We start from the raw sequence: 26399 nt of genomic DNA on the forward strand, positions 1-26399 counted from the left end.
CCGCTCAGAGCACGCGGGACCACGCAGATACGTGGCACGGAGATCACAGCGCCCACGGCGGTTGCGGAGCGTGCGGTGACCGCATCGCGCAGGGCGCGTCGCAGCCCCGGCGGTCATCGTGCTCGAGCTCGATCCGACCGTCGGTCGGCGTCGACTACCGCTTGATGACGAGGGTGACGGTCAGGATGCCGAGCGCCGTCATCGAGACGGACCCGATCACGTGGATCGCGATTTCGCCGAGTGCCCAACCGACGCGGCCCGCCTGCAAATGCTCGGTGACCTCCGCCGAGAAGGTCGAGAACGTCGAGAGGCCGCCGAGAATGCCCGTGATGACGAATAAGCGCCACTCGATCGGGATGTCCGGATAGCGTGCGAAAAAGGCGAGTGCGAGCCCGATGACATAGCCTGCCGACAAGTTCGAGATCAAGGTGCCCATCGGAAGGTCGGGCACGAGCCCATTGAAGCGCAGTCCGAAGAGCCAGCGCAGGAGCGAGCCGAGCGCACCGCCGACGGCGACGGCCAAAATCGACAGGATCATGTCGGGTCTCGATCGAGGGGGTTGGAGGGTGCCGCGCGTGAGCGCCATCTGTATCCGACTGCGCGACGCACAGGTCTGCCATATCTGACATATCGCACGTGATATCCGACGTGTTCAAACCGCGGCGGCTCGGTCGATCGACGCCTGTTGCGCTCGACGCGCGGGGAAGGCGGCTTACGTCCGGGTCTCGCGCGTGTCGACCGCGGGTCTCGCAGACGTCGTCCACGGTCCGTCCGCATTGGGTCGTCAAACGGCCCATCGTCGTGTCACATTCGCGGTCGATCTTAGCATTCATGCTCCGCGGCATCAGCGCGTGCGCGCGCCGGGGGCGGGCCCGCGCGGCCGGCTTTTTGCGGCGCAGCGGTTGCGCCGATATACTGACGTGTCCCATGTATCCCGCACGAAGCACGCCATGACGAACGCCGACCCCCATGAACTCCAGAAATTCAGCGAGCTCGCGCATCGCTGGTGGGACCCGGGCGCCGAATTCAAACCCTTGCATGAACTGAATCCGCTTCGTCTGGGCTGGATCGATTCGCACGCGTCCGTTTCGGGCAAGCGCGCGCTCGATATCGGATGCGGGGGCGGGATTCTCAGCGAGTCGATGGCCGCGCGCGGCGCGCACGTCAAGGGCATCGATCTGTCGACCGAGGCATTGGGCGTTGCCGATCTCCATAGCCTCGAAAGCGGCGTCACCGTCGATTACGAGGCGATTGCGGCCGAAGCGCTGGCCGCGCGCGAACCGGGTAGCTACGACGTCGTCACGTGCATGGAAATGCTCGAGCACGTGCCCGATCCCGCCGCGATCGTGGCCGCCTGCGCGACGCTCGTCAAACCCGGGGGCTGGGTGTTTTTCTCGACGTTGAACCGCAATGCGAAGGCGTATCTGCTTGCGGTCGTCGGCGCGGAGTACATTGCGCGGATGCTGCCGCGCGGCACGCACGACTATGCGCGTTTCATCCGTCCGGCGGAGCTTGCACGTTTCGTGCGCCTGGCCGGCTTGCAGGCCGTGGAGTTCAAGGGCATCACGTATCACCCGATCGGCAAGTATTTCGCCTTGTCCGACGACACGAGCATCAACTACATGCTCGCGTGTCGCCGCGAGGCTTGAGGCCATCATGCAAGATCCCGATACGCCTGAGTTGTATCCGCTTCCGGAACCCCTGCTTGCGTCGTCGCTGATGACGGCGCGCGCCGTATTGTTCGATCTCGACGGGACGCTTGCCGATACGGCGCCCGACCTTGCCGCGGCCGCGAACAAGATGCGCGACGCGCGCGGTCTCGAACTGCTGCCGCTCGACGTATTGCGTCCGCTCGCGTCGGCGGGCGCGCGCGGCTTGCTCGGCGCGGCGTTCGGCATCGGCCCTGGCGATCCGAAGTTTCCGTCGATGCGCGATGAGTTCCTCGCGAATTACGAAGCGGATCTGTGCGTGGAAACGGTACTGTTTCCGGGGATTGCCCCGATGCTCGACGAATTGAACGCGCGCAACGTGCGTTGGGGCATCGTGACGAACAAGGTGGCGCGCCTGACCGAACCGCTGGTCGCCTTGCTCGGACTGGCCGAGGTCGCGGGCTGCGTCGTGTCGGGCGATACGACGCCGCATTCGAAGCCGCATCCGGCGCCGCTGCTGCATGCGGCGTCCGAGCTCGGCGTGAGTCCGGGGCATATCGTCTATGTCGGCGACGACCTTCGGGACATCACCGCGGGGAAGGCGGCCGGCATGATGACGATTGCCGCCGCCTACGGATATTGCGGCACGGACTCGCCGCCCGTGACGTGGGACGCGGATTGCGTCGTCGAGTCGCCGGACCGGCTCGCGCAGGTTTTGCGAGGTTCGATCTAAGGGCTCAATGCCCATCGATCGCCAGGGCTCGGTGGACCGGCGGGGGCGCACGCCGCGCATGAGCGCGGGTCTTGCCGGCATGTCGCCTCGGGCGGTCCGACGCTAGGTCCGACACGTCGGCCGGTTCCATCGTTCATGCTGCCCCTGCCGAAGCTGCCGAAGCTGCCGAAGCCGTCCAACGCGTCCAACCCGTCCAACCCGTCCAACCCGTCCAACCCGTCCAACCCGTCCAACCCGTCCAACGCGCTGACGGGGCGATCCCTCAGGCGGGTTTCAACGCGCCGTCGAGCAGTCCACGCCGCGCCAGATTGCCGTAGAGCGCGCGTACGCCGAAGGTCCAGGGTGCGATCTCGGTCGACAGTCGAACGGTGTTGACGAGCGCGCCGAGCGAGGGCGTCGCGATTGTCACGCGATCGCCGAGGTGATGGGTGAAACCGCCCCCCGGCGTGTCGCGGTCCTTGATCGGCGAAAACATCGTGCCGAGGAACAGCATGAAGCCGTCGGGATACTGGTGATGCGCGCCGCATGTCTGAGCGACGAGATCGGCCGGATCGCGGCTGATCTCGCTCATATGGCTCACGCCGTCGAGTTCGAATCCGTCTTCACCCTCGATACGCAACGACAGGCTTGCCGATCGAATCGAATCGAGCGTGAAGCGGGCGTCGAACAAGCGAATAAACGGCCCGATCGAGCATGAGCCGTTGTTGTCCTTTGCCTTGCCGAGCAGCAACGCGCTGCGTCCCTCGATATCGCGGAGATTGACGTCGTTGCCGAGCGTGGCGCCGACGATCTGGCCGCGGCCATTGACGGCGAGCACGATCTCGGGCTCCGGATTGTTCCACTTCGACGTCGGATAGAGGCCGACGTCGCTTGAGAAACCGACCGACGACATCGGCTGAGATTTCGAAAAGACCTCCGCATCGGGACCGATGCCGACTTCCATGTACTGTGACCATGCGCCCCGGCGTTCGAGTTCTGCCTTGAGCGCGTCGGCTGCCGGTGAGCCGGGGCGGATCTTCGAGAGATCGCTGCCGATGAGCTTCGTGATCGTGTCACGGACTTCGCGCGCCTTGCTTGCATCGCCGCCGGCCTGTTCCTCGATGACGCGCTCGAGCAAGCTGACGGCGAACGTGACGCCGCAGGCCTTGATGGCTTGGACGTCGCAGGGGGCGAGCAGTGTGGCGACCTGCGCATCGGCGCCGCCGCGCAGGTGCGATTCGATCAGGTCGCGCACGCTACCGAGTGCATCGCCGGGGGCGTGGCGCGCGATGTCGAGCGCATCGGGGCGGTCGAGCAGATCGGCCATGGTGGGGACGGTCGACGTGATGTCGTAGAGCTGGCCCGCGCGCACGGCCACGATCGAGGGGCCGTCGATGGGCGTGCCGCGCCAGACGCGTCCGACGAGCACCGCGTCGTTGAGGTCGGTCGGCAGGCAGAAGTCGGGGTCGGGGTTTCGCATATCGGTTCGGGCGTCTCGGTGGCGTCGTGTGTCGGTCGAATTGAGCGGGGCGATGGACCGCGCCCGGGGCTGTCATGCGCGACGGCGAGCGACGCGCGGTCTTGGTCTTGGGTACGACAGCGTAGGGACGCGCCCTCGCGCTGTCCAGTGCAGCGGTTCCTGATGGATTTACGTTTTTCGCGAATCGGCGGCGTCCGCGCAGTGGGGCATCCCAGGCATCCACGATGTATCCAGGAGGTAGCTCAGACGCACCCCAAAGGCACCCTCGGACGCGCACCCCAGGCGCACCCCAGGCGCACCCCAGAGGCGTCCGCGACACGCCCCCGAAACGCCCCGGCCCGGCATGGATGTGCAGTGGGGCTTTCTTCCGCGCGACGATCTGCGCTACACTGCCAGACCGCTCATATCGTTGAGCGTACCCGACCGTGGGGGCGACCTGGTTTCGACAGGGGTAGCGAAGCGGCTCAGGGCATGCCGAGGACCCGTCACCTCGTTAATCAATGGGAAAAACGTAACTGCAAACGACGATACGTTCGCACTGGCAGCCTAAGGGCCGCCGTCCTCGTACTAGCTCGCTGACGGGCTAGGGTCGCAAGACCACGCGAGGTCATATACGTCAGATAAGCCTGCGTGGCGTCACGACGCGTGGGACGAAAACTTAGTGAATCGCCGTCCGGCAGCGTGTTCGTCCGCGTCCGTCCGGTTAAATCAAATGACTGAACTAAGCATGTAGAACTGGTCGTAGAGTACTTCTGGACGCGGGTTCGATTCCCGCCGCCTCCACCACACCTTCGTCGTCGTGAGCGCGACCGCCGTACGCGTCGTGTGTCACAAAAAATTCACGATCTCATGCGGTACCCTGGGAAGACCGAATGCGTCGGTTTCGAGGGGGCCGGTTCAACAGATCCTGCGATTTGTTCGATTCATCGTTGCGGCGCGCCACGCATCAAGAAATAAAAAGAATAGATGCGACGCCCTATTTTAAGTTTCGCTTAAGTCGACTGCGCTAGGCGCCGGCGATTCAAATCAATTTAATGACGAATCATTAAATCGAGGGGCAAATCGATACTGTTGCAATCGCATCGGAAAAATCGATCCGTGAATCGTTGCTTACTCAATCATTAAGATTATCTATATATAATTCGATTGAATTCGCAGCAACTGAAAGGCATCTGATATGCCGATCAAATAAAACTGAAAGACGGTGGGATCGAGGCGCGCGAGAAGGCGCAAGGCAAAAAAAAGCCCCGCAGAGCGGGGCTTTTTGTGAGTCGCCGAAGCTTACTTCGACGTACCGACCACTTCCACTTCCACGCGGCGGTTCGGTGCGAGGCAGGCGATGAGCGCCTTGTGGTTCTTCTGGTTGCAGTCCGTCACAACCGGATTACGCTTGCCCTTGCCTTCCGTGTAGATGCGGTTCGCGTCGATGCCCTTGCTGACCAGGTAGGCCTTCACAGCTTGAGCGCGGCGCAGCGACAGACGGTCGTTGTACTTGTCCGAACCGATCTTGTCGGTGTAGCCCGTTGCGACAACCACTTCGAGGTTCACGTCGCCGATCTTCGATGCCAGATCATCCAGCTTCGCCTTGCCTTCGGGCTTCAGGACAGCCTTGTCGAAGTCGAACAGCGCGTCAGCTTGGAAGGTGACCTTCTGGCTCGAGATGACCGGAGCCGGTGCCGGAGCCGGTGCGGGTGCCGGAGCCGGTGCTTGGGCAACGAGTGCGCCGTCGCACTTTGCGTTTGCCGTTGCCGGGGTCCAGAAGCCGTCACGCCAGCACAGTTCGTTCGTGCCGTTCATCCAAACCCATTCGCCCGTGCCGTTCACCCAGTTGTCGTTGACGGCTTGACGCGATGCCGGAACCGATTGAGCCATTGCCGATGCAGCCATCACTGCGGTAGCTGCAATGAACGCGAGCTTTGAAAGTTTTTTCATATTTCTCCTCTCGAAATTGAGATTACCGCAGGTTTACTGCGAGCTTGGTGACCAAGACGAATCTGACATTGCTCGGAGTATAACATCGCTGTTTATCAAAAAAAGCGACGACTACACTCGGACCAATACCAGTCTGTGCGGGGCATTTTGCCATGATGCAAACCGCAGTCACGGAAAACGTCCTTTGCGACGATAAGCCAGTAACTCATACAGCCACCGAGCAACATCTGCGCGGTCGCCATCCTACCTTGAATCTTGCGCAACCTGCAGAACTTTTGCAGAACTTTTTCGTCGTTTTGCACTCTACGCGCGCGTTCGACCCCTCGCAAGCCTGCGAACGGCCGTCTGTGGCCCGTTTGCACGACCCGTCGGCCGCCGGTTGACAACGACTTTCGTTCTTCGCTCGAACTTTTCGCGCCCCGCATGGTCGCGCGATGACGCTCACTGTAAACGGATGAATGTGACATTGCATCCCGGCGCAGCGTTGCGAACCGGCCGGATGCGTGAATGCAGATCGAGCGGGCGGGCCGCGATCCGCCCGTCCGGCGCCGTTCCGGCGGGCTCGCCGCGGCGTCGGGACGAGCCTCGGGCGACCGTGTCGGCGCGCGACGCGTATCTAATTACTAAGCATGACCGCCCGGCATCGCCGAGAGCGCCCCCCATTCGGCATGCCCGACGCCCGACGCGTGGCGCGCGGCGCACGCGCTCCCGTTTTCCAGCCCTTGCTCCAGCCGTGACTCCAGCCCTGACCCCAGCCCTGACCCCAGCCCCGACTCCAGTCCTGACGAAACCGTGCACCTCGGATCGGAGCGGTCGACGCGCGCCGGAGGCCTTCAGGGCCGATTTCGGCGTGCCCGGGCCTCGCCGCATGTCCGAGGGCTCATGAGGCCCCCAAATGGCCGACTTACGCGCCGTAACATCCTCTTTTAGCGTGACCTTTCCTGGCGCGTCGGCGCCTCTGCGCCGCATGTTAGAATCCTCTGCTTATGCGTCCGGGCTTGCCCGCGCCAGAGCGTTCTGGAACAGAAAGGGACAATGGATCAATTCGCGAAAGAGACTTTGCCGATCTCCCTTGAGGAGGAAATGCGCCGGTCGTACCTCGACTACGCGATGAGCGTGATTGTCGGGCGTGCGTTGCCGGACGTCCGCGACGGCCTCAAACCTGTGCATCGGCGCGTCATGTACGCGATGCACGAGCAGAACAACGACTGGAACCGGGCTCACAAGAAATCGGCGCGTATCGTCGGTGACGTCATGGGTAAGTATCACCCCCATGGTGACGCGTCGATCTACGACACGATCGTTCGGATGGCGCAACCGTTTTCGTTGCGCTACATGCTCGTCGACGGGCAAGGCAACTTCGGTTCGATCGACGGCGACAATGCCGCCGCGATGCGTTACACCGAAGTCCGCATGGCGAAGATCGGGCATGAACTGCTCGCCGACATCGACAAGGAAACGGTCGATTTCGGGCCGAACTATGACGGCAGCGAGCAAGAGCCGCTCGTCTTGCCCGCCCGGATCCCGAATCTGCTGATCAATGGTTCGTCGGGTATCGCGGTCGGCATGGCGACGAACATCCCGCCGCACAATCTCAGCGAAGTCGTCGACGCCTGCCAGCATCTGCTGCGCAATCCCGAAGCGAGCATCGACGAACTCATCGAAATCATCCCGGCGCCGGATTTCCCGACGGCCGGCATCATCTACGGCATCTCGGGCGTACGCGACGGATACCGGACGGGACGCGGCCGCGTCGTCATGCGCGCGCGCACGCACTTCGAGGATATCGACCGCGGTCAGCGCGAGGCGATCATCGTCGACGAGCTGCCGTTCCAGGTGAACAAGCGCACGCTGCTCGAGCGCATCGCCGAACTCGTCAACGAGAAGAAGATCGAGGGCATCTCGGATCTTCGCGACGAGTCCGACAAATCGGGCATGCGCGTCGTCATCGAATTGAAGCGCGGCGAAGTGCCCGAGGTTGTGCTCAACAACCTCTATAAGAATACGCAGCTGCAGGACACGTTCGGCATGAACATGGTCGCGCTCGTCGACGGCCAGCCGCGCCTGCTGAACCTCAAGCAGATCCTCGAGAACTTCCTCTCGCATCGCCGCGAGGTCGTCACGCGGCGTACGGTGTTCGAGCTGCGCAAGGCGCGCGAGCGCGGACACGTGCTCGAAGGGCTTGCCGTCGCGCTTGCGAACATCGACGAGTTCATCGAACTCATCAAGTCCGCGCCGACGCCGCCGATCGCGAAGCAGGAGCTCATGGCGCGTTCGTGGGATTCGTCGGTCGTGCGCGAGATGCTCTCGCGCGGCGAGATGCTCGGCGCGGGCGGCATGGCCGCCTTCCGTCCCGAAGGGCTGAATCCGTCGTTCGGCATGCAGTCGGACGGTCTTTACCGGCTCTCCGACACGCAGGCGCAGGAAATTCTGCAGATGCGCCTGCAGCGCTTGACGGGTCTCGAGCAAGACAAGATCACCGGCGAATATCGCGAAGTCATGGCGCAGATCGCGGATCTGCTCGATATCCTCGCGAAGCCCGAGCGGATCAGCACGATCATCGGCGACGAACTCCAGCACATCAAGACGGAGTTCGGCGATGCGCGCCGCTCGCTGATCGAGCCGAACGCGATCGATCTCAATACCGAGGATCTGATCGCGCCGACCGACATGGTCGTCACGATGTCGCACGCGGGTTACGTGAAATCGCAGCCGCTGTCGGAGTATCGCGCGCAGAAGCGCGGCGGACGCGGCAAGCAAGCGATCGCGATGAAGGAAGACGACTGGATCGAGACGCTGTTCATCGCGAACACGCACGACCATATCCTCTGCTTCTCGAACCGCGGCCGTGTCTATTGGGTCAAGGTCTACGAAGTGCCGCAAGGCTCGCGTACGTCGCGCGGCCGGCCGATCGTGAACATGTTCCCGCTCGCCGAAGGCGAGAAGATCAACGTCGTGCTGCCGGTGCGCGAGTTCTCGGCGGACCGGTACGTGTTCCTCGCGACGTCGCTCGGCACGGTCAAGAAGACCCCGCTCGAAGCGTTCTCGCGTCCGCTCAAGAAGGGCATCATCGCGGTCAATCTCGATGAGGGCGATTTCCTGATCGGCGCGGCGATTACCGATGGTCAGCACGACGTCATGCTGTTCTCCGATTCGGGCAAGGCCGTGCGTTTCGACGAAAACGACGTGCGGCCGATGGGCCGCGAAGCGCGTGGCGTGCGCGGCATGCAGCTCGAAGACGGTCAGCAGGTCATCGCGATGCTTGTCGCGGGCGATGAAGACCAGTCGGTTCTCACCGCGACCGAGAACGGCTTCGGCAAGCGCACGCCGATCACCGAATACACGCGTCACGGCCGGGGTACGAAGGGCATGATCGCGATCCAGACGAGCGAGCGTAACGGCAAGGTCGTCGCCGCGACGCTCGTCGACTCGGATGCCGAGATCATGCTGATCACGACATCGGGCGTGTTGATCCGAACCCGTGTGTCCGAGGTCCGTGAAATGGGCCGCGCGACGCAAGGTGTTACACTCATCAGCCTCGACGAGGGCACCCGTCTGTCCGGCCTGCAGCAGATCGCCGAGACCGACGCGGATACGGATACGGACGCTGAAAGCGAACCGGAAGCCGGCGCCGACGAAGCGACTGAATAAAGCAAAGCAAGACCGCAAAATTTTTCAAGCTATCCATGGAGCAATGATGCAAAAGCGTTTCAAACTGTTGCCGATCGCGCTGTTCGTTCCGACCCTCGTGTTCGCGCAAGCACTGCAAGGCCAAGCGCCTGCCGCACCGGCCGCCGCTCCTGCACCGGCTCCGGCACAGCAACAAGCGCCTCAGGCGCCGGCCCGTATCGACATCGATGCCGCGAAGAAGGGCGCGATCAAGGATCTGTTCGCCGCGATCGAAGTCGACAAGCTCGAAGCCGCGATGGCCAATAGCGCACAAATGCGCGCGAAGGAAATGGTCCCCGAGATCCTCCAAGAGGCGCTCGTCGAGAACCAATCGATGACGGTCGACCAGAAGCGCGCCGTCGTGCCGCAACTGCAACAGAATTCGATTCCGAAGCTCGTCGATTCCGCCGGTTCGATCTTCGCGACGCCGCAATTCAAGGCAGACCAGACCGATGCGCTTTACCAAGCGTATGCGCGTTACTACTCGACGCAGGAAATCAAGGACCTGACCGCGTTCTACAAGAGCTCGACGGGTCAGAAGTTCCTGCACGCGCAAGACCTCGTCGGTCGCGACGTCGTCAACGGCCTGCTCGACAAGTACATGCCGCAATCGGTCAACGCGACGCGTTCGCTGGCCGACAAGGAAGTGGCAAGCGTGAAGGCGCCGGCGGCCGGCGCAGCGGCGGCGCCGGCACAGAAGTAAGCCTGGCGAGCCATTCATCCGTCACGGATCTTCGGGTCCGTGTCATGAAGGCCGTTTGCGCGAGCGCGCAAGCGGCCTTTGTCGTTTCTCGATCTCGGAATCCGAATGCGGGCGTTTAATTTTTCGGCAGGCCCGGCGGCGCTGCCCGTCGAAGTACTGGAGCAGGCAGCGAGCGAGATGCTCGATTGGCACGGCAGCGGCATGAGCGTGATGGAAATGAGCCATCGCGGCCGCGAATTCACCTCGATCATCGAAACCGCGCTTGCCGATCTGCGCGAACTGCTCGGCGTGCCGGCGAACTACAAGATCATGTTTCTGCAGGGCGGCGGGATCGCCGAAAACGCGATCATTCCGATGAACCTGCTCGGCAAGCGTTCGAAAGCCAACTACGTCGTCACGGGATCGTGGTCGAACAAGTCGCAAAACGAAGCGCGCAAGTATGGCGACGTCCATATCGCGGCGTCGACCGAAGGCAGTTATACGCGGATCCCGTCGTTCGACACCTGGCAGGTCGAACGCGATGCGGCCTACCTCCATCTGTGCTCGAACGAGACGATCGACGGCGTCGAGTTCAATGCGTTTCCCGATCTCGGCGAACTGCCGATCGTCGCGGACGCGTCGTCGCATATCCTCTCGCGCCCGCTCGACGTGTCGCGTTTCGGCGTCGTCTATGGCGGCGCGCAGAAGAATATCGGCATGGCCGGCGTCACGATCGTGATCGCGCGCGACGATCTGCTCGATCAAATGATGCCGATCTGCCCGAGCGCGTTCACATGGAAGACGGTCGCGGCGAACGATTCGATGTTCAATACGCCGCCGACCTACGCGATCTACATCGCGGGACTCGTGTTTCAGTGGCTCAAACGGCAAGGCGGTCTCGCGGCGATCGAGCAGAAGAACATCGCCAAAGCCGATTTGCTCTACGAGACGATCGACAGCAGCGACTTTTACGTGAACAAAGTCGAGCGTTCGTCGCGTTCGAGAATGAACGTGCCGTTCTTTCTCGCGGATGAAACGCTCAACGAAGCATTTCTTGCCGGCGCCAAAGCGCGCCGTCTCCTGCAGCTGAAGGGCCACAAGTCCGTCGGCGGTATGCGTGCATCGATTTACAACGCGGTGCAGATCGACGCAGTGCAGGCACTCGTCGATTACATGAAGGAATTCGAACGGACGCGCGCCTGAGCGCGACGACGGAATACCGGATGGCAGCCGATATGCGCCGCGTCATGCGGTGATTCGGCTTGCCACGCGCGGCGACGGATCGCATGCCTTGACACGCATGACGCGCGACCGCGTCGCTGTACCGCTTGCATAAAGACAATGGACGAAGAACTCAATCTCAAACTGCAACCGCTTCGCGAGCAGATCGACGCGCTCGACGCGAAGCTGCTCGCCTTGCTCAACGAACGCGCGGCCGTCGTACTCGAAGTCGGCGAGGTCAAGAAGCATCTCGCGGCCCCCGTGTTTCGCCCCGAACGCGAGCTGCAGGTCATCGCGCGACTCCAGGCGCTTGGCGCCGCGGGCCCCTTGCGTCCCGAGCACGTCGAGTCGATCTGGCGTGAAATCATGTCGGCGAGCCGCTCGCTCGAACGCGAGCTCACGATCGCTTTCCTCGGACCGGTGGGCACTTATAGCGAACTCGCGATGCAGACGTATTTCGGGCAATCGGTCAAAGGCTTGCCGTGCGCATCGATCGACGAAGTGTTCCGCGCGGTCGAAGCGGGCAGCGCCGACTATGGCGTCGTACCGGTCGAGAATTCGACCGAGGGCGCCGTTTCGCGCACGCTCGACCTGATGCTCGACACGACGCTCGCGATCAGCGGCGAGATCGCCGTGCCGATTCATCACAATCTGCTCACGCGCACGGGCACACTCGACGGCGTCACGCGCGTCTGCGCGCATGCGCAGGCGATCGCGCAGTGCCAGGAATGGCTGTCCAAGCACGCGCCGCAGCTTAATCGCCAGGCGGTGTCGAGCAATGCCGAGGCTGCGCGCCTCGCGGCCGACGATCCGACGATGGCCGCGATCGCCGGCGATCGCGCAGCCGCGCACTACGGCTTGCAGCCTGTCGCATCGCTGATCCAGGACGATCCGCATAATCGGACGCGCTTCGTGGTCGTCGGCGGCGAGTCGCCCGCGGCGACCGGCCGCGATCAGACGTCGATGATTCTGTCGGTCAAGAACGAGCCGGGCGCCGTGTTCCGGATGCTCGAACCGTTTGCGCGCCATGGTGTCTCGATGACGCGTTTCGAATCACGGCCTGCGCGGCGCGGCGCCTGGGAGTATTGGTTCTACGTCGATATCGACGGCCACAGCGCGGACGAAAACGTCGCGACGGCGCTCGACGAACTCGATCACAGCGCCGCGTTCGTCAAGATTCTCGGGTCCTATCCGCGCTCGAACTGAGTATCGGGTGTGAAATCGCCGGCCGCGCGTCGCTCGCCAACGGCCGGCATCGTCAGTCAAACAAGAAGGGAGCTTTCATGTCCGCAACGCCTTTCGGCCCGTCCTATGTCCGCGCCCTGGCGCCGTATATCGCCGGCAAGCCGATCTCCGAGGTCGCGCGTGAATTCGGCCTCGACGAAGCGCGTATCGTGAAACTCGCGTCGAACGAAAATCCGCTCGGCATGCCGCCGTCGGCGCAGGCCGCGATGCAGCAGGCGATCGCCGATCTCGGCCGCTATCCGGACGCGAACGGGTTCGATCTCAAGTCCGCGCTGTCGGCGCGGTACGGCGTCGGCGACGACTGGATCACGCTCGGCAACGGCAGCAACGACATCCTCGAACTCGCGGCGCACGCATTCGTCGAGCGCGGGGAATCGATCGTGTTCGCGCAGTATTCGTTCGCGGTGTATGCGCTCGCGACGCAAGGCGTCGGCGCACGCGCGATCGTCGTGCCCGCGCGCGCCTACGGCCACGATCTCGACGCGATGCTTGCCGCGATCGAGTCCGATACGCGACTCGTCTTCGTGGCGAATCCGAACAATCCGACCGGCACGTTTATTCCGGGTGACCAGATCGAAGCGTTTATCGCGCGCGTGCCCAAGCATGTCGTCGTCGTGCTCGACGAGGCCTATACGGAGTACCTCGCGGCCGAACAGCGCTATGACGCGATCGGCTGGACGCGCCGTTATCCGAACCTGCTCGTCTCGCGCACGTTCTCGAAGGCCTATGGGCTCGCGGGGCTGCGCGTCGGGTTCGCGATCGGACAGCCCGAGCTGACCGACCTGCTGAACCGTCTGCGGCAGCCGTTCAATGTCAACAGCCTCGCGCAGACCGCGGCCGTCGCCGCGCTCGGCGATCAGGCTTTCCTCGCGAAGAGCGCCGAGGTCAACGCGGCCGGCTACGCGAAGCTGACCGCGGCGTTCGACGCGCTCGGCCTCGAGTATGTGCCGTCGTCGGGCAACTTCGTGCTCGTGCGCGTCGGCGACGACGACGGCGCGGGCGCGCGCGTGAACCTCGGCCTGCTCAAGGAAGGGATCATCGTGCGTCCGGTCGGCAACTACGGCTTGCCGAAGTGGCTGCGCGTGACGATCGGTTTGCCCGAGGAGAACGACGCGTTCCTCGCCGCGCTGCGCCGCGTGCTCGGGCGCGCATGATGGGCCCCGGGGACGAGACCATGTCCGATCGACCCTTTGCGTTTCGAAAGATCGTCATCTGCGGCGTCGGCCTGATCGGCGGTTCGCTCGCGCTTGCGTTGCGGCGCGCCGGATGCGTGCCGGCGGGCGCCGAGATCGTGGGCGTCGGGCGTTCGCGCGCATCGGTCGAGCGCGCGGTCGAACTCGGCGTGGTGAGTTCGGCGTGCACGTTCGACGATGTCGCGGGGCTTGCGCACGCGCTCGACGGGGCCGATATCGTTTTGCTCGCGGTCCCCGTCGCGCAGACGGGCGCGCTGCTCGATGTGATGCTGCCGCATCTGCAGCGTCAGACGATCGTGACGGATGCGGGCAGCACCAAACGCGACGTGATCGCGGCCGCGCGCGCGTCGCTCGGTTCGCGGATCGACCAGTTCGTGCCCGCGCATCCGATCGCCGGTCGCGAGCGCAGTGGTGTCGAGGCGGCGATCGATTCGCTCTACGACGGGCGCAATGTCGTGTTGTGTCCGCTGCCCGAGAACCGCGCGGAGGATGTCGCGCGCGTCGACGCGATGTGGCGCGCGACCGGCGCCCGCACGCATCGGATGACGCCCGATCAGCATGACACGGTGTTCGCATCGGTCAGCCATTTGCCGCACTTGCTGTCGTTCGCGCTCGTCGATCAGATTCTCGATTCGGGCGAGGCGGATCTCAAGTTCGCGTTCGCCGCGGGCGGTTTTCGCGATTTCACGCGCATCGCGGCGTCGAGTCCCGAGATGTGGCGCGATATTTTCGTGGCCAACAAGCAGGCCGTGCTCGCCGAACTCGACGGCTATACGGCGGTGCTCGCGCGGCTGCGCGCCGCGATCGAGCGCGGCGACGGCGAGACGCTGCTGACGACGTTTGCGCGTGCACGCGATGCGCGGTCCCAGTGGAGCGATCGGCCGGCGCAGGAGCCGTCGCGGCAGTCGCTACGCGAGGCCGCCATCGCGTCAGGGATGACGGTACAGGCCATTTTGACGCTGCGCGAAAGGATGCGGGGCGGCGCGGGGTCCGATACGTCGACCGATGCGTCGACGGGTTCGGCGAGCCGGGACGATTCGGCGCCCGAGTAGGATGGCGATGGGCGGGTGCTCGCTGTGGGGCGGCGCACAGGTCCATCTGCAGGGGGATTGGCTTGGCCCGATCATTGGCTGATCGGCCGAGTCGACACGCAGCGACGCGCGTCGTTCAATGACGTGTGGCTGACGCGACCGCGCGGGATCGGGCAAGCGCCCGCCCGACGCGGGCGAATATAAGGATTCAAAGATGGAAAAACTGGTATTGGGGCCGTTTTCTCGGGCAGCCGGCACGGTGCGCCTGCCGGGCTCGAAAAGCATTTCGAACCGTGTGTTGCTGCTCGCGGCGCTCGCGGACGGCGAGACCGTCGTCGATAACCTGCTCGCATCGGACGACACGAAGGTCATGCTCGATGCGCTCGCGCATCTCGGGGTCGGGCTCGAGCGCGACGGCGATCGATGCACGGTCCGCGGCGTCGGCGGCGTGTTCCCGGTCAAGCAGGGCGAGCTGTTTCTCGGCAATGCGGGCACGGCGGTGCGTCCGTTGACGGCGGCGCTCGCGTTGAGCGGCGGCGACTACCGCGTCTACGGCGTCGCGCGCATGCACGAGCGCCCGATCGGCGACCTCGTCGACGGCCTGCGCCAGATCGGCGCGGCGATCGACTATGAACAGAACGACGGCTATCCGCCGTTGCGGATCCGTCCGGCGCAGGTCGCCGCGCATGCGCCGATTCGCGTGCGGGGCGACGTGTCGAGCCAGTTCTTGACGGCCTTGCTGCTCACGCTGCCGCTCGTGGCCCACGCGGCGCCGATCGTCATCGAGGTGCAGGGCGAACTGATTTCAAAGCCGTATATCGAGATCACGACGCGCCTCATGGCGCGTTTCGGCGTGAACGTCGAGCGCGAGGACTGGGCGCGCTTCACGATTCCGGCCGGTGCGCGGTATCGGTCGCCGGGTCGTATCGCCGTCGAAGGCGATGCGTCGTCGGCGTCGTATTTCCTCGCGGCGGGCGCGATCGGCGGCGGGCCGCTGCGCGTCGACGGCGTCGGCCATACGAGTATCCAGGGCGATGTCCGCTTCGCCGACGCGCTCGCGCAGATGGGCGCGAACGTGTCGGTCGGCGACGAATGGATCGAGGTGCGCGGCGTCGAGAACGAAAACGGTCGCCTCAAGGCGATCGACATGGATTTCAATCTGATTCCCGATGCCGCGATGACGATCGCCGTTGCGGCGCTGTTCGCCGACGGTCCGAGCACGCTGCGCAATATCGCGAGCTGGCGCGTCAAGGAAACGGACCGGATCGCGGCGATGGCGACCGAGTTGCGCAAGGTCGGCGCGACGGTCGAGGAGGGGCCCGATTATCTCGTCGTGACGCCGCCCGCGCAGCTGACGCCGAACGCCGCGATCGATACGTACGACGATCACCGGATGGCCATGTGCTTTTCGCTCGTGAGTCTCGCCGGTGTGCCCGTCACGATCAACGATCCGCGTTGCGTCGCGAAGACGTTCCCCGATTATTTCGACCGGTTCGGCGCCGTGACCCACCGATGAGCGCGAATCTCAAAGTCCCCGTCATCACGATCGACGGCCCGACGGCGTCGGGCAAGGGCACCGTCGCGCAGCAGGTCGCCGATGCGCTGGGTTTCCACTATCTCGACAGCGGCGCGCTGTACCGGCTCACGGCGCTCGCGAGCCTCAAGATCGGGATCGACGAAAACGACGTCGATACGCTGGTCGAACTGGCCCAGGATATCCATATCGTGTTCCGCGAGGGCTGTGTGCGGCTCGACGGCGAGGACGTGTCGCTCGATATCCGTGCCGAATCGGTCGGCAACCGTGCCTCGGCGATCGCCGTGCATGGTGCGCTGCGTCAAGCGCTGATCGCCCGCCAGCGGGCGTTCCGCGTGCCGCCGGGGCTCGTCGCGGACGGCCGCGACATGGGCACGGTGATCTTCCCGGACGCGTCGCTCAAGGTGTTTTTGACCGCGAGCGTCGAGGCTCGCGCGGACCGTCGATATAAGCAATTGATAGAAAAAGGTTTTTCTGCTAAGCTAGACGATCTCAGCCGTGATTTGCGCGCGCGTGACGATCGCGACAGCCAGCGGGCTGCCGCGCCGCTCAAGCCGGCCGACGATGCGCTGACGCTCGATACCTCCAATCTGGACGTCGATCAGACCGTTCAAACGGTGGTCGGGTGGTTTCGCGAAAGAATGCAGAACAAGTAGGAAGCTCAGTAGAAGAAAGCGGCGCGCCGCCGATGTGCGGCGGCGATCGTTTTTGAGCAGTGGTAGTCGTGGTGGCAAGACGTGTCCCGGGCAGCGATGCCGCGGGATGTATTTCAACCCCTAACCCCGCATGTGACCGTTTGATTCCGGCGCGTTTCGCGCAGCGAACGAGAACATGTGATTTTTTATTTTTATGTCCGACCTGCAAACCTCAACCTCCAGCAACGAATCCTTTGCGGCTCTGTTCGAAGAGTCGCTGACCCGTCAAGACATGCGCGCCGGCGAAGTGATCTCCGCCGAAGTCGTGCGTGTCGACCACAACTTCGTGGTCGTCAACGCGGGTCTGAAGTCCGAAGCCTATATTCCCATCGAAGAATTCTTCAACGATGCGGGTGAGGTTGAAGTTCAGGCGGGCGACTTCGTTTCGGTCGCGATCGACGCGCTCGAAAACGGCTACGGCGACACGATTCTGTCGCGCGACAAGGCGAAGCGTCTCGCTTCGTGGCTGTCGCTCGAAAAGGCGCTCGACAACAACGAACTCGTGACCGGCACGATCACGGGCAAGGTCAAGGGCGGCCTGACCGTCATGGTCAACGGCATCCGCGCGTTCCTCCCGGGCTCGCTCGTCGACACGCGTCCGGTCAAGGACACGACGCCGTACGAAGGCAAGACGCTCGAATTCCGCGTGATCAAGCTCGACCGCAAGCGCAACAACGTCGTGCTGTCGCGCCGTGCCGTGATCGAAGCCACGCAAGGCGAAGAGCGCGCGAAGCTGCTCGAGACGCTCAAGGAAGGCGCGATCGTCGAAGGCGTCGTCAAGAACATCACCGACTACGGCGCGTTCGTCGACCTCGGCGGCATTGACGGCCTGCTGCACATCACCGACATCGCATGGCGTCGCGTGCGTCACCCGAGCGAAGTCCTCTCGGTTGGCCAAGAAGTCACCGCGAAGATCCTCAAGTTCGACCAAGAGAAGAACCGCGTCTCGCTCGGTATCAAGCAACTCGGCGACGATCCGTGGGAAGGCATCTCGCGTCGTTACCCGTCGGGCACGCGCCTGTTCGGCAAGGTCACGAACATCACCGACTACGGCGCATTCGTCGAAGTCGAGTCGGGTATCGAAGGCCTGGTCCACGTCTCGGAAATGGACTGGACGAACAAGAACGTCGCCCCGAGCAAGGTCGTTCAGCTCGGCGACGAAGTCGAAGTCATGGTGCTCGAGATCGACGAAGACCGTCGTCGTATCAGCCTCGGCATGAAGCAATGCAAGCCGAATCCGTGGGACGACTTCAGCCGTAACTACAAGAAGGGCGACAAGCTCAAGGGCGCGATCAAGTCGATCACCGACTTCGGCGTGTTCATCGGCCTGCCTGGCGGCATCGACGGCCTGGTCCACCTGTCGGACCTGTCGTGGAACGAAAGCGGCGAAGAAGCGGTTCGCAAGTACAAGAAGGGCGACGAAGTCGAAGCCCTGGTGCTCGGTATCGACGTCGAGAAGGAACGTATCTCGCTCGGCATCAAGCAAATGGAAGGCGACCCGTTCAGCAACTACGTTGCCATGAACGACAAGGGTTCGATCGTCACGGGTACCGTGAAGACCGTCGACGCGAAGGGTGCTGTCGTGACGCTGCAAGGCGACATCGAAGGCTACCTGCGCGCTTCGGAAATCACGCATGACCGCGTGGAAGACGCCCGCAACGTGCTCAAGGAAGGTCAGCAGATCGAAGCCGTGGTGATCAACATCGATCGCAAGTCGCGCAGCATCAACCTGTCGATCAAGGCGAAGGATCAGGCTGAACAGTCCGAAGCAATGGCGAAGATGGCTAACGACAGCTCGGCGGCAAGCGGCACGACCAATCTCGGCGCGCTGCTCAAGGCTAAGCTGGACGGCCAGAACCAGTAAGGCTGCCGGCGTATGACCAAATCCGAATTGGTCGCGCAATTGGCCACGCGATTTTCACAATTGGTGTTGAAGGATGTGGATTTCGCCGTGAAACAGATGCTCGATGCGATGTCCGACTCGCTCGCGAAAGGACACCGCATTGAAATTCGAGGCTTTGGCAGTTTCGGACTGAACCGGCGTCCGTCGCGGGTCGGCCGCAATCCGAAGTCAGGCGAGAAGGTGCTCGTGCCCGAAAAGCACGTGCCGCATTTCAAGCCCGGCAAGGAGTTGCGCGAACGCGTCGACGGTCGTGCGGGAGAGCCGCTGAAGCAGGACAGCGCGAGCAGTACGCTCTGAATCCGATGCAGGGATCCGGCCGTCATGCCGGATCGCGCATCGGATGCGCATGCCCCATCGCCAGTTGAAGTGATTGCCGTATCCAAGAAAAAGCGCCCCCGGGCGCTTTTTTTGTTTCCGCGCCGGAACCGTCGGACCTCAATGAGACGGCGGCGGCATCCATTACAATACGCACGATTCGCAAGCCGACGCAGCGGCCCGCTATCCGGCTGGGGCTGCGCGTCGTTCACCACTCGACAACGGAAACGAATCGCATGAGGTTTATCGTCTGGTTGCTGCGCGTGGTCGTGTTCGTCGTGTTGCTCGTGCTCGCACTGGGCAACATCCAGGACGCGTCGCTTCAATTCATACCGGGCTATACGTGGACGGCGCCGCTGATCCTGATCGGCCTCGTCTTTTTTGGTGTCGGGTTGTTCGCGGGCGTGCTCGCGGCCGCACCCGCGATCGTCAGACAGCGCCTCGAAATCGCGCGCCTCAAACGTCAGCTCAAGAGCGCGCAAGAGGTGCCGCCGGTTGTCGACGAGCCGCCGTTGCCGCCGATCATCTGACGCGGCGCGTGACGCGCTGCGTCGACGCCACGTCGCCCCGATGTTTCCCTTACTTTTTCTATTTGCCTGACGACACTGCATGGATCTCGATTACTGGTGGCTCTTGCTGATCCCCGTTGTGTTCGGTCTCGGCTGGATGGCCGCGCGTTTCGACGTCAAGCATCTGCTGTCCGAAAGCGCGAGCCTGCCGCGTTCGTACTTTCGCGGCCTCAATTTCCTGCTGAACGAACAGCCCGATCAGGCGATCGACGCGTTTATCGAAGTCGTCAAGCTCGACCCCGAGACGACCGAGTTGCACTTCGCGCTCGGCAGCCTGTTCCGGCGTCGCGGCGAGACCGAGCGCGCGATTCGCGTGCATCAGAATCTGCTGAACCGCAACGATCTGCCCGAGGTCGAGCGCGAGCACGCGTTGTTCGAGCTTGGCCAGGACTTCCTGAAGGCGGGTCTGCTCGATCGCGCCGAGGATACCTTCAAGGCCTTCGAGCGCGGCTCGTACGCAACCGAGGCCCAGCGCTGCTTGCTCACGATCTACGAGATCGAAAAGGATTGGGCGCAAGCGATCGCGATGGCCGAGAAGCTCGAGACCACGAGCGGCACGTCGTACCGCAAGGAAATCGCGCAGTTTCACTGCGAACGCGCGCAGGAAGCGCTGCAGCGCAAGGATGCCGCGGCGTCCGCGGCGGAAATCCAGCTCGCGCGCGGATCGAACCCGGCCAACGTCCGCGCGACGATGCTGGCCGGCGACGTCGCGATGGCGGCCGGCGATCCGGCGCGCGCGATCGACTCGTGGCGCCAGGTCGAGACGCAATCGCCCGCGCATCTGCCGCTCGTCGTCGAGCGCCTGATGAAGGCGTATACGGCGCTCGGTCGCGATGAAGAGGGCGCGCGTCTGCTCATGAGCTATCTCGACCAATATCCGTCGAACGATTTGCTCGATCAGTCTTACGCCTATATTGCGCAGCATGTCGGGACCGACGCCGCGCACGACCTCGTGCGCGCCCAGATGCAAAAGGCCCCGAATCTCGCGGGGATGTCGCGACTGCTCGAGGCGCAGGTCGCGACCGCCGAGGAACCGCGTCGCGGCGAACTCGAACTCATGCGCAACCTGATTCGCCAGCGCACCAAGAATCTGCCTCGCTATACCTGTCAAAGCTGCGGATTCCGGGCGCGTTTGTTCTACTGGCAGTGTCCGGGCTGCAGCGGTTGGGAAACCTATGCGCCGCGCCGTGTAGAGCCGATGGCCAGCGGCGGCTGAGCGCCGCCGTACCGATACAGGAGTCGTCCAAACATCATGAAAATCACCATTATCGGCACCGGCTACGTGGGCCTCGTCACGGGTGCCTGCCTCGCGGAAATCGGTAACGACGTGTTCTGTCTCGATGTCGATCCGCGCAAGATCGACATTCTGAACGCGGGCGGCGTGCCGATTCACGAGCCCGGGCTTCAGGAATTGATCGCGCGCAACCGCGCGGCGGGGCGTATCCAGTTTTCGACCGATGTCGCGGCGAGCGTCGCGCACGGTGATATTCAATTCATCGCCGTGGGCACCCCGCCCGACGAGGACGGCTCGGCCGATCTTCAATACGTGCTCGCCGCGGCGCGCGCGATCGGCACGCATATGACGGGCTTCAAGGTCGTCGTCGACAAGTCGACGGTGCCCGTCGGGACCGCCGCGCGCGTGCAGGCCGCGATTCGCGAAGCGCTTGCGTCGCGCGGCGTCGCGGCGTCGTTTTCGGTCGTGTCGAACCCCGAGTTTCTCAAGGAAGGCGCGGCGGTCGACGACTTCATGCGACCGGACCGTATCGTGATCGGCTGCGATGACGATGCGCTCGGCCAAAAGGCGCGCGAGTTGGTCAAACGTCTCTATGCGCCGTTCAATCGTAACCACGAACGCACGCTTTACATGGACGTGCGCTCGGCGGAATTCACGAAGTACGCGGCCAATGCGATGCTCGCGACGCGTATTTCGTTCATGAACGAGCTCGCGAATCTGGCCGATTGCGTCGGTGCCGATATCGAAGCCGTGCGTCGCGGGATCGGTTCCGATCCGCGCATTGGCTACGACTTTTTGTATTCGGGCTGCGGCTACGGCGGCTCGTGCTTTCCGAAGGACGTGCAGGCGCTGATCCGCACGGCCGACGAGAACGCGCAGCGCTTGCATATCCTTGAAGCGGTCGAGGCCGTTAACGAGAACCAGAAGCAGATCCTGGTTCGCAAGATCGTCAAGCGTCTCGGCGACGATCTTGGCGGCAAACGCTTCGCCGTCTGGGGTCTCGCGTTCAAGCCGAACACCGACGACATGCGCGCGGCGCCGAGCCGTCCGATCATCGCCGAGCTGCTTGCGCGCGGCGCGTCGATCGTCGCGCACGACCCTGTCTCGATGGACGAAGCGCGTCGTGTCTTCGCGCTGGACTTCGCGGATCAACCCGACGCGCTCGCGCGCATCAGCTATGTCGACGAGCCGCGCAAGGCGCTCGCGGGCGCGGACGCGCTCGTGATCGTGACCGAATGGAAGGCGTTCAAGAGTCCCGATTTCGCGTATGTCAAAGCGCAACTGAAGACGCCCGTGATCTTCGACGGACGTAATCTGTACGACCCGTCGAGCGTGGCCGAACACGGTATCGAATATTTCGGCATCGGCCGCTCGGAGTCGGCGCTTTCGAAACAGGAAGGAACCGCGAATGTCGTCGCTTGAGTCCGCGCGCGGTGCGCACGATGAGACGGGACCGAACACCATGACATCCATGACGCCTTTGCCGCCGGTGCCGCGCGAACAGCTCGGCACGTCGCGCGTGCTCGTGGTCGGCGACGTCATGCTCGACCGCTACTGGTTCGGCGACGTGAACCGGATTTCGCCCGAAGCGCCGGTGCCGGTCGTGCATGTGAATCGGACCGAGGAGCGGCTCGGCGGCGCCGCGAATGTCGCGCGCAACGCGGCGGCGCTCGGCGTGCAGACGAGCCTGCTCTGCGTGATCGGCGACGACGAGCCCGCGCGCAAGCTGATCGAATTGCTCGAACACAGCAATGTGTCGGCGCATGTCGAACGCGATCCCGAACTCGCGACGACGATCAAGCTGCGGATCGTCTCGCGTCAGCAGCAACTGATCCGCATCGACTTCGAGAACACGCCGACGCACGAAGTACTGCTCGCGGGGCTCGCGCGCTTCGACGCGCTGCTGCCGACTCACGACGTCGTGCTGTTGTCCGACTACGCGAAGGGCGGCCTCACGCATGTCGAACGGATGATCGCGTCGGCGCGCGCGGCGCAGCGCATCGTGCTCGTCGATCCGAAGGGCGACGATTGGGCGCGCTATCGCGGCGCATCGGTCATCACGCCGAATCGCGCGGAATTGCGCGAGGTCGTCGGCCGTTGGCATTCGGAAGCCGATCTCGAACAGCGCGTATCGAAGCTGCGCGCCGAGCTTGATTTCGCGGCCCTGCTGCTGACGCGTTCCGAGGAGGGCATGACGCTGTTCACGGATCAGGGCGCGGTCCACGAGCCGACGCAAGCACGCGAAGTGTATGATGTCTCGGGCGCCGGCGACACCGTCATCGCGACGCTCGCGGCGATGCTCGGCGCGGGGCTGCCGCTGACGCAAGCCATGGCCTACGCGAATCGCGCGGCCGGCGTCGTCGTCGCGAAGCTCGGTACCGCGACCGTCGAATACGATGAGCTCTTCCAATAAGCGGTGCTAGCCGTTCGGTAACCGGGACGCGATCCGCGCCCGGTTACGCGTCATTTCCTCGCAAGGCGTTTCCATGACTCTTATCGTTACCGGTGCAGCCGGCCTGATCGGCAGCAACCTCGTCAAGGCCCTCAACGAGCGCGGTGAAACCGACATCATTGCGGTCGACAACCTCACACGCGCGGACAAGTTCCGGAACCTCGTCGATTGCGAATTGACGGACTACCTCGACAAGACGGAATTCGTCGAGCGTTTCGCATCCGGTGATTTCGGCAAGGTTCGAGGCGTGTTCCACGAGGGCGCCTGTTCGGACACGATGGAAACCGACGGCCGGTACATGATGGACAACAACTTCCGCTATTCGAGCGCGTTGCTCGACGCGTGCATCGCGCAGCAGGTGCCGTTTCTCTACGCGTCGTCGGCCGCGATTTACGGCGGGTCCGAGACGTTCGTCGAAGATCGCGCGTCCGAGCGGCCGCTCAATGTGTACGGATACTCGAAGTTTCTCTTCGATCAGATCGTGCGTCGCCGTTTGCCGACGGCGAAGAGTCAGATCGTCGGATTCCGTTATTTCAATGTCTACGGCCCGCGCGAGCAGCATAAGGGACGCATGGCGTCGGTGGCGTTTCACAACTTCAATCAGTTCCGCGCCGAGGGCAAGGTCAAGCTGTTCGGTGAGTACAACGGCTATGCGCGGGGGATGCAGACGCGCGATTTCGTGTCGGTCGAGGATGTCGTGCGCGTCAATCTGCATTTCTTCGAACGGCCGCAATTGTCGGGCATCTTCAATCTCGGGACGGGGCATGCGCAGCCGTTCAACGATGTCGCGTCGACCGTTGTGAATACCTTGCGCGGGTTGAAAGGCGAAGCGCCGCTGTCGCTCGATGCGCTCGTCGCGCAAGGCCTGATCGAATACATTCCGTTTCCCGATGCATTGCGCGGCAAATATCAGTGCTTCACGGAGGCCGATCAGACGCACCTGCGCGCCGCCGGTTATACGACGCCGTTCCTGACCGTGCAGCAAGGCGTCGAGCGCTATGTGCAGTGGCTTGTCGAGCAGGCGCACTGAGCGTCGAAGGACTGGATTCAAAGCGCTCGATGAAGGTGCGCGACTGGGGCGATGCTGAGCACACGCACACGCACACGCACACGCACACGCACACGCACACGCACACGCACACGCACACGCATATCCATTTGCATTTGCATTTGCTCGCGGCCTAGCCACTTGTTGGCCATCTGGCCGACTGCTCGCGGAGCGGCTCGCTTCGTAGACTGGGATCCTGTTGCCGCATACCGCGGCGACGGGTTTCCAGGGAGCGAGCATGTCCATATTCACACGTTGTCTACGTACGAGCGCGGGTCTCGCAGGGATGCTTGCCATTGCGTTCGCGCATGCATCGATCGACGTCAACACGTCCAATGAGGCGGCGCTCGAAAGCATCAGCGGCATCGGGGCCGCCAAGGCGCGCGCCATCGTCAAGGAGCGCGAATCGAACGGTCCCTTCAAGAGTGACGAGGACCTGGCTGCGCGGATCAGCGGGCTCGGTTCAAAGTCCGTCGCGAAGCTACGTGAGAACGGTTTGACGATCGGCAGCGCAAGCGGTGGGGGCGGCGGTGCCGTGGCACCGGCCGCCGCGCGCGGCGTGGCGGGCGCCAATGCTGCGGCACCAGGGGCGGCACAAGGGTCCGGGACATCGAGAACGACGAGCCGGGCCGTGCTGCCGCCACGCAAGTAACCGCGTCGTCACACGCGATGATGCGAGTCCGTGCGACAGCGCGATCGCATCGACAGCGACCCTGTCGCCAGCGTGTCTATCGGGTCGTGGATTACAATCGGGCGCTTATCCGATTGCTCCCCACGATCCGCCCTGTTGCGCATCCCTAGTCGCCATGCCCTATAAGACCATCGAAGACACCATTGGCAACACGCCGCTCGTTCAACTCGTTCGTTTGCCCGACGACGAGATCCGCGCGCGGAACAACGTGATTCTCGGCAAGCTCGAGGGGAACAATCCCGCGGGCTCGGTCAAGGACCGTCCTGCGTTGTCGATGATCAAGCAAGCCGAGGCGCGCGGCCGGATCAAGCCCGGCGATACGCTGATCGAAGCGACGAGCGGCAATACGGGCATCGCGCTCGCGATGGCGGCGGCGATCCGCGGCTACAAGATGGTGTTGCTGATGCCCGAGGATCTGTCGGTCGAACGGCGTCAAAGCATGGCGGCCTACGGTGCCGAAATTATCCTGACGCCGCTGCAGGGCGGGATGGAATACGCGCGCGATCTCGCCGACCAGATGGAACGCGACGGCAAAGGCGTCATCCTCGATCAGTTTGCGAATCCTGACAATCCGCTTGCGCACTATCAGGGTACGGGACCCGAAATCTGGCGCGACACCGAAGGCCGGATCACGCATTTCGTCTCGGCAATGGGGACGACGGGCACGATCATGGGCGTCTCGCAGTATCTGAAGGAACAGAATTCGGCGATCCAGATCGTCGGCGCTCAGCCTGCCGAAGGCTCGCGTATTCCCGGCATTCGCAAGTGGCCCGAAGCGTATTTGCCGAAGATCTTCGATCGTGCGCGTGTCGATCGCGAGGAGTCCGTGAGCCAGGCCGATGCGGAAGCCATGGCGCGCCGGCTTGCCGCTGTCGAGGGGATTTTCTGCGGGATTTCAGCCGCCGGCGCTTGCGAGGTCGCGCTGCGCATTGCGCGGCAAGTCGAGAATGCGACGATCGTATTCATCGTCTGCGACCGCGGTGATCGCTATCTGTCGACGGGCGTATTTCCTGCCTGAGGTCGATTGTTCGGATGGAGGGGGCGTTTCGCGGCGCGTTCGGCGGGGCGCATCGTTCGGCGCGTCGTCGTGCATGCCCCCGGTGTGATGCGTGAGTCAAACGGCAAACCTGTCGTTCAACCCGTC

22 protein-coding genes and 1 other RNA gene are annotated in these 26399 nt (G+C 63.5%); 20 read left to right on the plus strand and 3 right to left on the minus strand.

Going from position 1 to position 26399, the window contains the following annotated elements; genetic code table 11:
• Positions 1-154: 154 nt before the first annotated feature.
• Positions 155-538 carry a fluoride efflux transporter CrcB gene (gene crcB / locus D7S86_RS04935; protein ID WP_121083929.1) on the minus strand — a complete coding sequence of 128 codons (384 nt, stop codon included), beginning with the start codon at positions 536-538 and terminating at the stop codon, positions 155-157.
• A 412-nt stretch (positions 539-950) separates the two neighbouring features.
• On the opposite strand from crcB, the gene ubiG reads away from it, so the two are divergent.
• Positions 951-1649: a bifunctional 2-polyprenyl-6-hydroxyphenol methylase/3-demethylubiquinol 3-O-methyltransferase UbiG gene (gene ubiG, locus D7S86_RS04940; protein ID WP_121083931.1), complete on the plus strand. Its 699-nt coding sequence runs from the start codon at positions 951-953 to the stop codon at positions 1647-1649.
• A 7-nt stretch (positions 1650-1656) separates the two neighbouring features.
• Positions 1657-2382, plus strand: a complete 726-nt coding sequence (locus D7S86_RS04945) for an HAD family hydrolase (RefSeq protein ID WP_420813193.1) — start codon at positions 1657-1659, stop codon at positions 2380-2382.
• A gap of 262 nt (positions 2383-2644) precedes the next feature.
• Here D7S86_RS04945 and D7S86_RS04955 read toward each other — a convergent pair whose 3' ends face one another.
• Positions 2645-3841 carry a fumarylacetoacetate hydrolase family protein gene (locus D7S86_RS04955; protein WP_121083935.1) on the minus strand — a complete coding sequence of 399 codons (1197 nt, stop codon included), beginning with the start codon at positions 3839-3841 and terminating at the stop codon, positions 2645-2647.
• Positions 3842-4268: 427 nt separating this feature from the next.
• Here D7S86_RS04955 and ssrA point away from each other — a divergent pair.
• Positions 4269-4627: a transfer-messenger RNA gene (gene ssrA / locus D7S86_RS04960) on the plus strand.
• A gap of 495 nt (positions 4628-5122) precedes the next feature.
• On the opposite strand, the gene ompA is transcribed toward ssrA, so the two are convergent.
• On the minus strand, positions 5123-5773 hold the full coding sequence (ompA, locus tag D7S86_RS04965) for an outer membrane protein OmpA (protein WP_121083937.1): 651 nt from the start codon (positions 5771-5773) through the stop codon (positions 5123-5125).
• Between the two features lie 1035 nt (positions 5774-6808).
• Here ompA and gyrA point away from each other — a divergent pair.
• From gyrA to cysM, 17 genes are all read left to right on the plus strand, one after another.
• Positions 6809-9424: a DNA gyrase subunit A gene (gyrA, locus tag D7S86_RS04970; protein ID WP_121083939.1), complete on the plus strand. Its 2616-nt coding sequence runs from the start codon at positions 6809-6811 to the stop codon at positions 9422-9424.
• A gap of 46 nt (positions 9425-9470) precedes the next feature.
• Complete coding sequence (locus D7S86_RS04975; RefSeq protein ID WP_121084353.1) at positions 9471-10145, plus strand: DUF2059 domain-containing protein; 675 nt, start codon at positions 9471-9473, stop codon at positions 10143-10145.
• Positions 10146-10250: 105 nt separating this feature from the next.
• Positions 10251-11327: a 3-phosphoserine/phosphohydroxythreonine transaminase gene (serC, locus tag D7S86_RS04980; RefSeq protein ID WP_121083941.1), complete on the plus strand. Its 1077-nt coding sequence runs from the start codon at positions 10251-10253 to the stop codon at positions 11325-11327.
• A 138-nt stretch (positions 11328-11465) separates the two neighbouring features.
• A complete protein-coding gene (gene pheA / locus D7S86_RS04985) occupies positions 11466-12551 on the plus strand; it encodes a prephenate dehydratase (protein ID WP_121083942.1) in 1086 nt (361 codons plus the stop codon).
• A 77-nt stretch (positions 12552-12628) separates the two neighbouring features.
• The gene (gene hisC, locus D7S86_RS04990) at positions 12629-13744 is read left to right on the plus strand and encodes a histidinol-phosphate transaminase (protein WP_121083945.1); all 1116 of its coding nucleotides are present in this window, start codon (positions 12629-12631) and stop codon (positions 13742-13744) included.
• A gap of 20 nt (positions 13745-13764) precedes the next feature.
• A complete protein-coding gene (locus D7S86_RS04995) occupies positions 13765-14835 on the plus strand; it encodes a prephenate dehydrogenase (protein WP_121084355.1) in 1071 nt (356 codons plus the stop codon).
• A 193-nt stretch (positions 14836-15028) separates the two neighbouring features.
• The gene (gene aroA, locus D7S86_RS05000; protein WP_121083947.1) at positions 15029-16330 is read left to right on the plus strand and encodes a 3-phosphoshikimate 1-carboxyvinyltransferase; all 1302 of its coding nucleotides are present in this window, start codon (positions 15029-15031) and stop codon (positions 16328-16330) included.
• Positions 16327-17004 carry a (d)CMP kinase gene (cmk, locus tag D7S86_RS05005; protein ID WP_121083949.1) on the plus strand — a complete coding sequence of 226 codons (678 nt, stop codon included), beginning with the start codon at positions 16327-16329 and terminating at the stop codon, positions 17002-17004. The genes aroA and cmk overlap by 4 nt, the downstream gene beginning before the upstream one ends.
• Before the next feature lie 193 nt (positions 17005-17197).
• Positions 17198-18907 (plus strand): 30S ribosomal protein S1, encoded by a 1710-nt coding sequence (gene rpsA, locus D7S86_RS05010; RefSeq protein WP_121083951.1) that lies wholly within the window; start codon positions 17198-17200, stop codon positions 18905-18907.
• 12 nt (positions 18908-18919) lie between these two features.
• Positions 18920-19243 carry an integration host factor subunit beta gene (locus D7S86_RS05015; RefSeq protein WP_121083953.1) on the plus strand — a complete coding sequence of 108 codons (324 nt, stop codon included), beginning with the start codon at positions 18920-18922 and terminating at the stop codon, positions 19241-19243.
• 254 nt (positions 19244-19497) lie between these two features.
• Positions 19498-19791: a LapA family protein gene (locus tag D7S86_RS05020; protein ID WP_121083955.1), complete on the plus strand. Its 294-nt coding sequence runs from the start codon at positions 19498-19500 to the stop codon at positions 19789-19791.
• A 79-nt stretch (positions 19792-19870) separates the two neighbouring features.
• Complete coding sequence (gene lapB, locus D7S86_RS05025; RefSeq protein ID WP_121083957.1) at positions 19871-21046, plus strand: lipopolysaccharide assembly protein LapB; 1176 nt, start codon at positions 19871-19873, stop codon at positions 21044-21046.
• 36 nt (positions 21047-21082) lie between these two features.
• On the plus strand, positions 21083-22486 hold the full coding sequence (locus D7S86_RS05030; protein WP_121083959.1) for a UDP-glucose dehydrogenase family protein: 1404 nt from the start codon (positions 21083-21085) through the stop codon (positions 22484-22486).
• A gap of 40 nt (positions 22487-22526) precedes the next feature.
• Complete coding sequence (gene rfaE1 / locus D7S86_RS05035; protein WP_276313284.1) at positions 22527-23477, plus strand: D-glycero-beta-D-manno-heptose-7-phosphate kinase; 951 nt, start codon at positions 22527-22529, stop codon at positions 23475-23477.
• Positions 23478-23550: 73 nt separating this feature from the next.
• A complete protein-coding gene (gene rfaD / locus D7S86_RS05040) occupies positions 23551-24546 on the plus strand; it encodes an ADP-glyceromanno-heptose 6-epimerase (RefSeq protein WP_121083963.1) in 996 nt (331 codons plus the stop codon).
• Between the two features lie 256 nt (positions 24547-24802).
• Positions 24803-25216 (plus strand): ComEA family DNA-binding protein, encoded by a 414-nt coding sequence (locus D7S86_RS05050; protein ID WP_121084357.1) that lies wholly within the window; start codon positions 24803-24805, stop codon positions 25214-25216.
• Between the two features lie 154 nt (positions 25217-25370).
• The gene (gene cysM / locus D7S86_RS05055) at positions 25371-26273 is read left to right on the plus strand and encodes a cysteine synthase CysM (RefSeq protein ID WP_121083965.1); all 903 of its coding nucleotides are present in this window, start codon (positions 25371-25373) and stop codon (positions 26271-26273) included.
• Positions 26274-26399 lie beyond the last annotated feature (126 nt).

The organism is Pararobbsia silviterrae (assembly GCF_003628125.1).
GTDB classification, from domain to species: domain Bacteria; phylum Pseudomonadota; class Gammaproteobacteria; order Burkholderiales; family Burkholderiaceae; genus Pararobbsia; species Pararobbsia silviterrae.

What these genes read in the sequence shown, in the direction of transcription:
- rfaE1 (WP_276313284.1), top strand. Translation starts at nt 22,527, where the DNA reads ATGACATCCATGACGCCTTTGCCGCCGGTGCCGCGCGAACAGCTCGGC.
- aroA (WP_121083947.1), top strand. Translation starts at nt 15,029, where the DNA reads ATGGAAAAACTGGTATTGGGGCCGTTTTCTCGGGCAGCCGGCACGGTG.
- D7S86_RS04945 (WP_420813193.1), top strand. Translation starts at nt 1,657, where the DNA reads ATGCAAGATCCCGATACGCCTGAGTTGTATCCGCTTCCGGAACCCCTG.
- D7S86_RS05030 (WP_121083959.1), top strand. Translation starts at nt 21,083, where the DNA reads ATGAAAATCACCATTATCGGCACCGGCTACGTGGGCCTCGTCACGGGT.
- D7S86_RS04975 (WP_121084353.1), top strand. Translation starts at nt 9,471, where the DNA reads ATGCAAAAGCGTTTCAAACTGTTGCCGATCGCGCTGTTCGTTCCGACC.
- rpsA (WP_121083951.1), top strand. Translation starts at nt 17,198, where the DNA reads ATGTCCGACCTGCAAACCTCAACCTCCAGCAACGAATCCTTTGCGGCT.
- D7S86_RS05015 (WP_121083953.1), top strand. Translation starts at nt 18,920, where the DNA reads ATGACCAAATCCGAATTGGTCGCGCAATTGGCCACGCGATTTTCACAA.
- cmk (WP_121083949.1), top strand. Translation starts at nt 16,327, where the DNA reads ATGAGCGCGAATCTCAAAGTCCCCGTCATCACGATCGACGGCCCGACG.
- ompA (WP_121083937.1), bottom strand. Translation starts at nt 5,773, where the DNA reads ATGAAAAAACTTTCAAAGCTCGCGTTCATTGCAGCTACCGCAGTGATG.
- lapB (WP_121083957.1), top strand. Translation starts at nt 19,871, where the DNA reads ATGGATCTCGATTACTGGTGGCTCTTGCTGATCCCCGTTGTGTTCGGT.
- pheA (WP_121083942.1), top strand. Translation starts at nt 11,466, where the DNA reads ATGGACGAAGAACTCAATCTCAAACTGCAACCGCTTCGCGAGCAGATC.
- D7S86_RS05050 (WP_121084357.1), top strand. Translation starts at nt 24,803, where the DNA reads ATGTCCATATTCACACGTTGTCTACGTACGAGCGCGGGTCTCGCAGGG.
- cysM (WP_121083965.1), top strand. Translation starts at nt 25,371, where the DNA reads ATGCCCTATAAGACCATCGAAGACACCATTGGCAACACGCCGCTCGTT.
- crcB (WP_121083929.1), bottom strand. Translation starts at nt 538, where the DNA reads ATGATCCTGTCGATTTTGGCCGTCGCCGTCGGCGGTGCGCTCGGCTCG.
- gyrA (WP_121083939.1), top strand. Translation starts at nt 6,809, where the DNA reads ATGGATCAATTCGCGAAAGAGACTTTGCCGATCTCCCTTGAGGAGGAA.
- ubiG (WP_121083931.1), top strand. Translation starts at nt 951, where the DNA reads ATGACGAACGCCGACCCCCATGAACTCCAGAAATTCAGCGAGCTCGCG.
- serC (WP_121083941.1), top strand. Translation starts at nt 10,251, where the DNA reads ATGCGGGCGTTTAATTTTTCGGCAGGCCCGGCGGCGCTGCCCGTCGAA.
- rfaD (WP_121083963.1), top strand. Translation starts at nt 23,551, where the DNA reads ATGACTCTTATCGTTACCGGTGCAGCCGGCCTGATCGGCAGCAACCTC.
- D7S86_RS05020 (WP_121083955.1), top strand. Translation starts at nt 19,498, where the DNA reads ATGAGGTTTATCGTCTGGTTGCTGCGCGTGGTCGTGTTCGTCGTGTTG.
- hisC (WP_121083945.1), top strand. Translation starts at nt 12,629, where the DNA reads ATGTCCGCAACGCCTTTCGGCCCGTCCTATGTCCGCGCCCTGGCGCCG.
- D7S86_RS04955 (WP_121083935.1), bottom strand. Translation starts at nt 3,841, where the DNA reads ATGCGAAACCCCGACCCCGACTTCTGCCTGCCGACCGACCTCAACGAC.
- D7S86_RS04995 (WP_121084355.1), top strand. Translation starts at nt 13,765, where the DNA reads ATGTCCGATCGACCCTTTGCGTTTCGAAAGATCGTCATCTGCGGCGTC.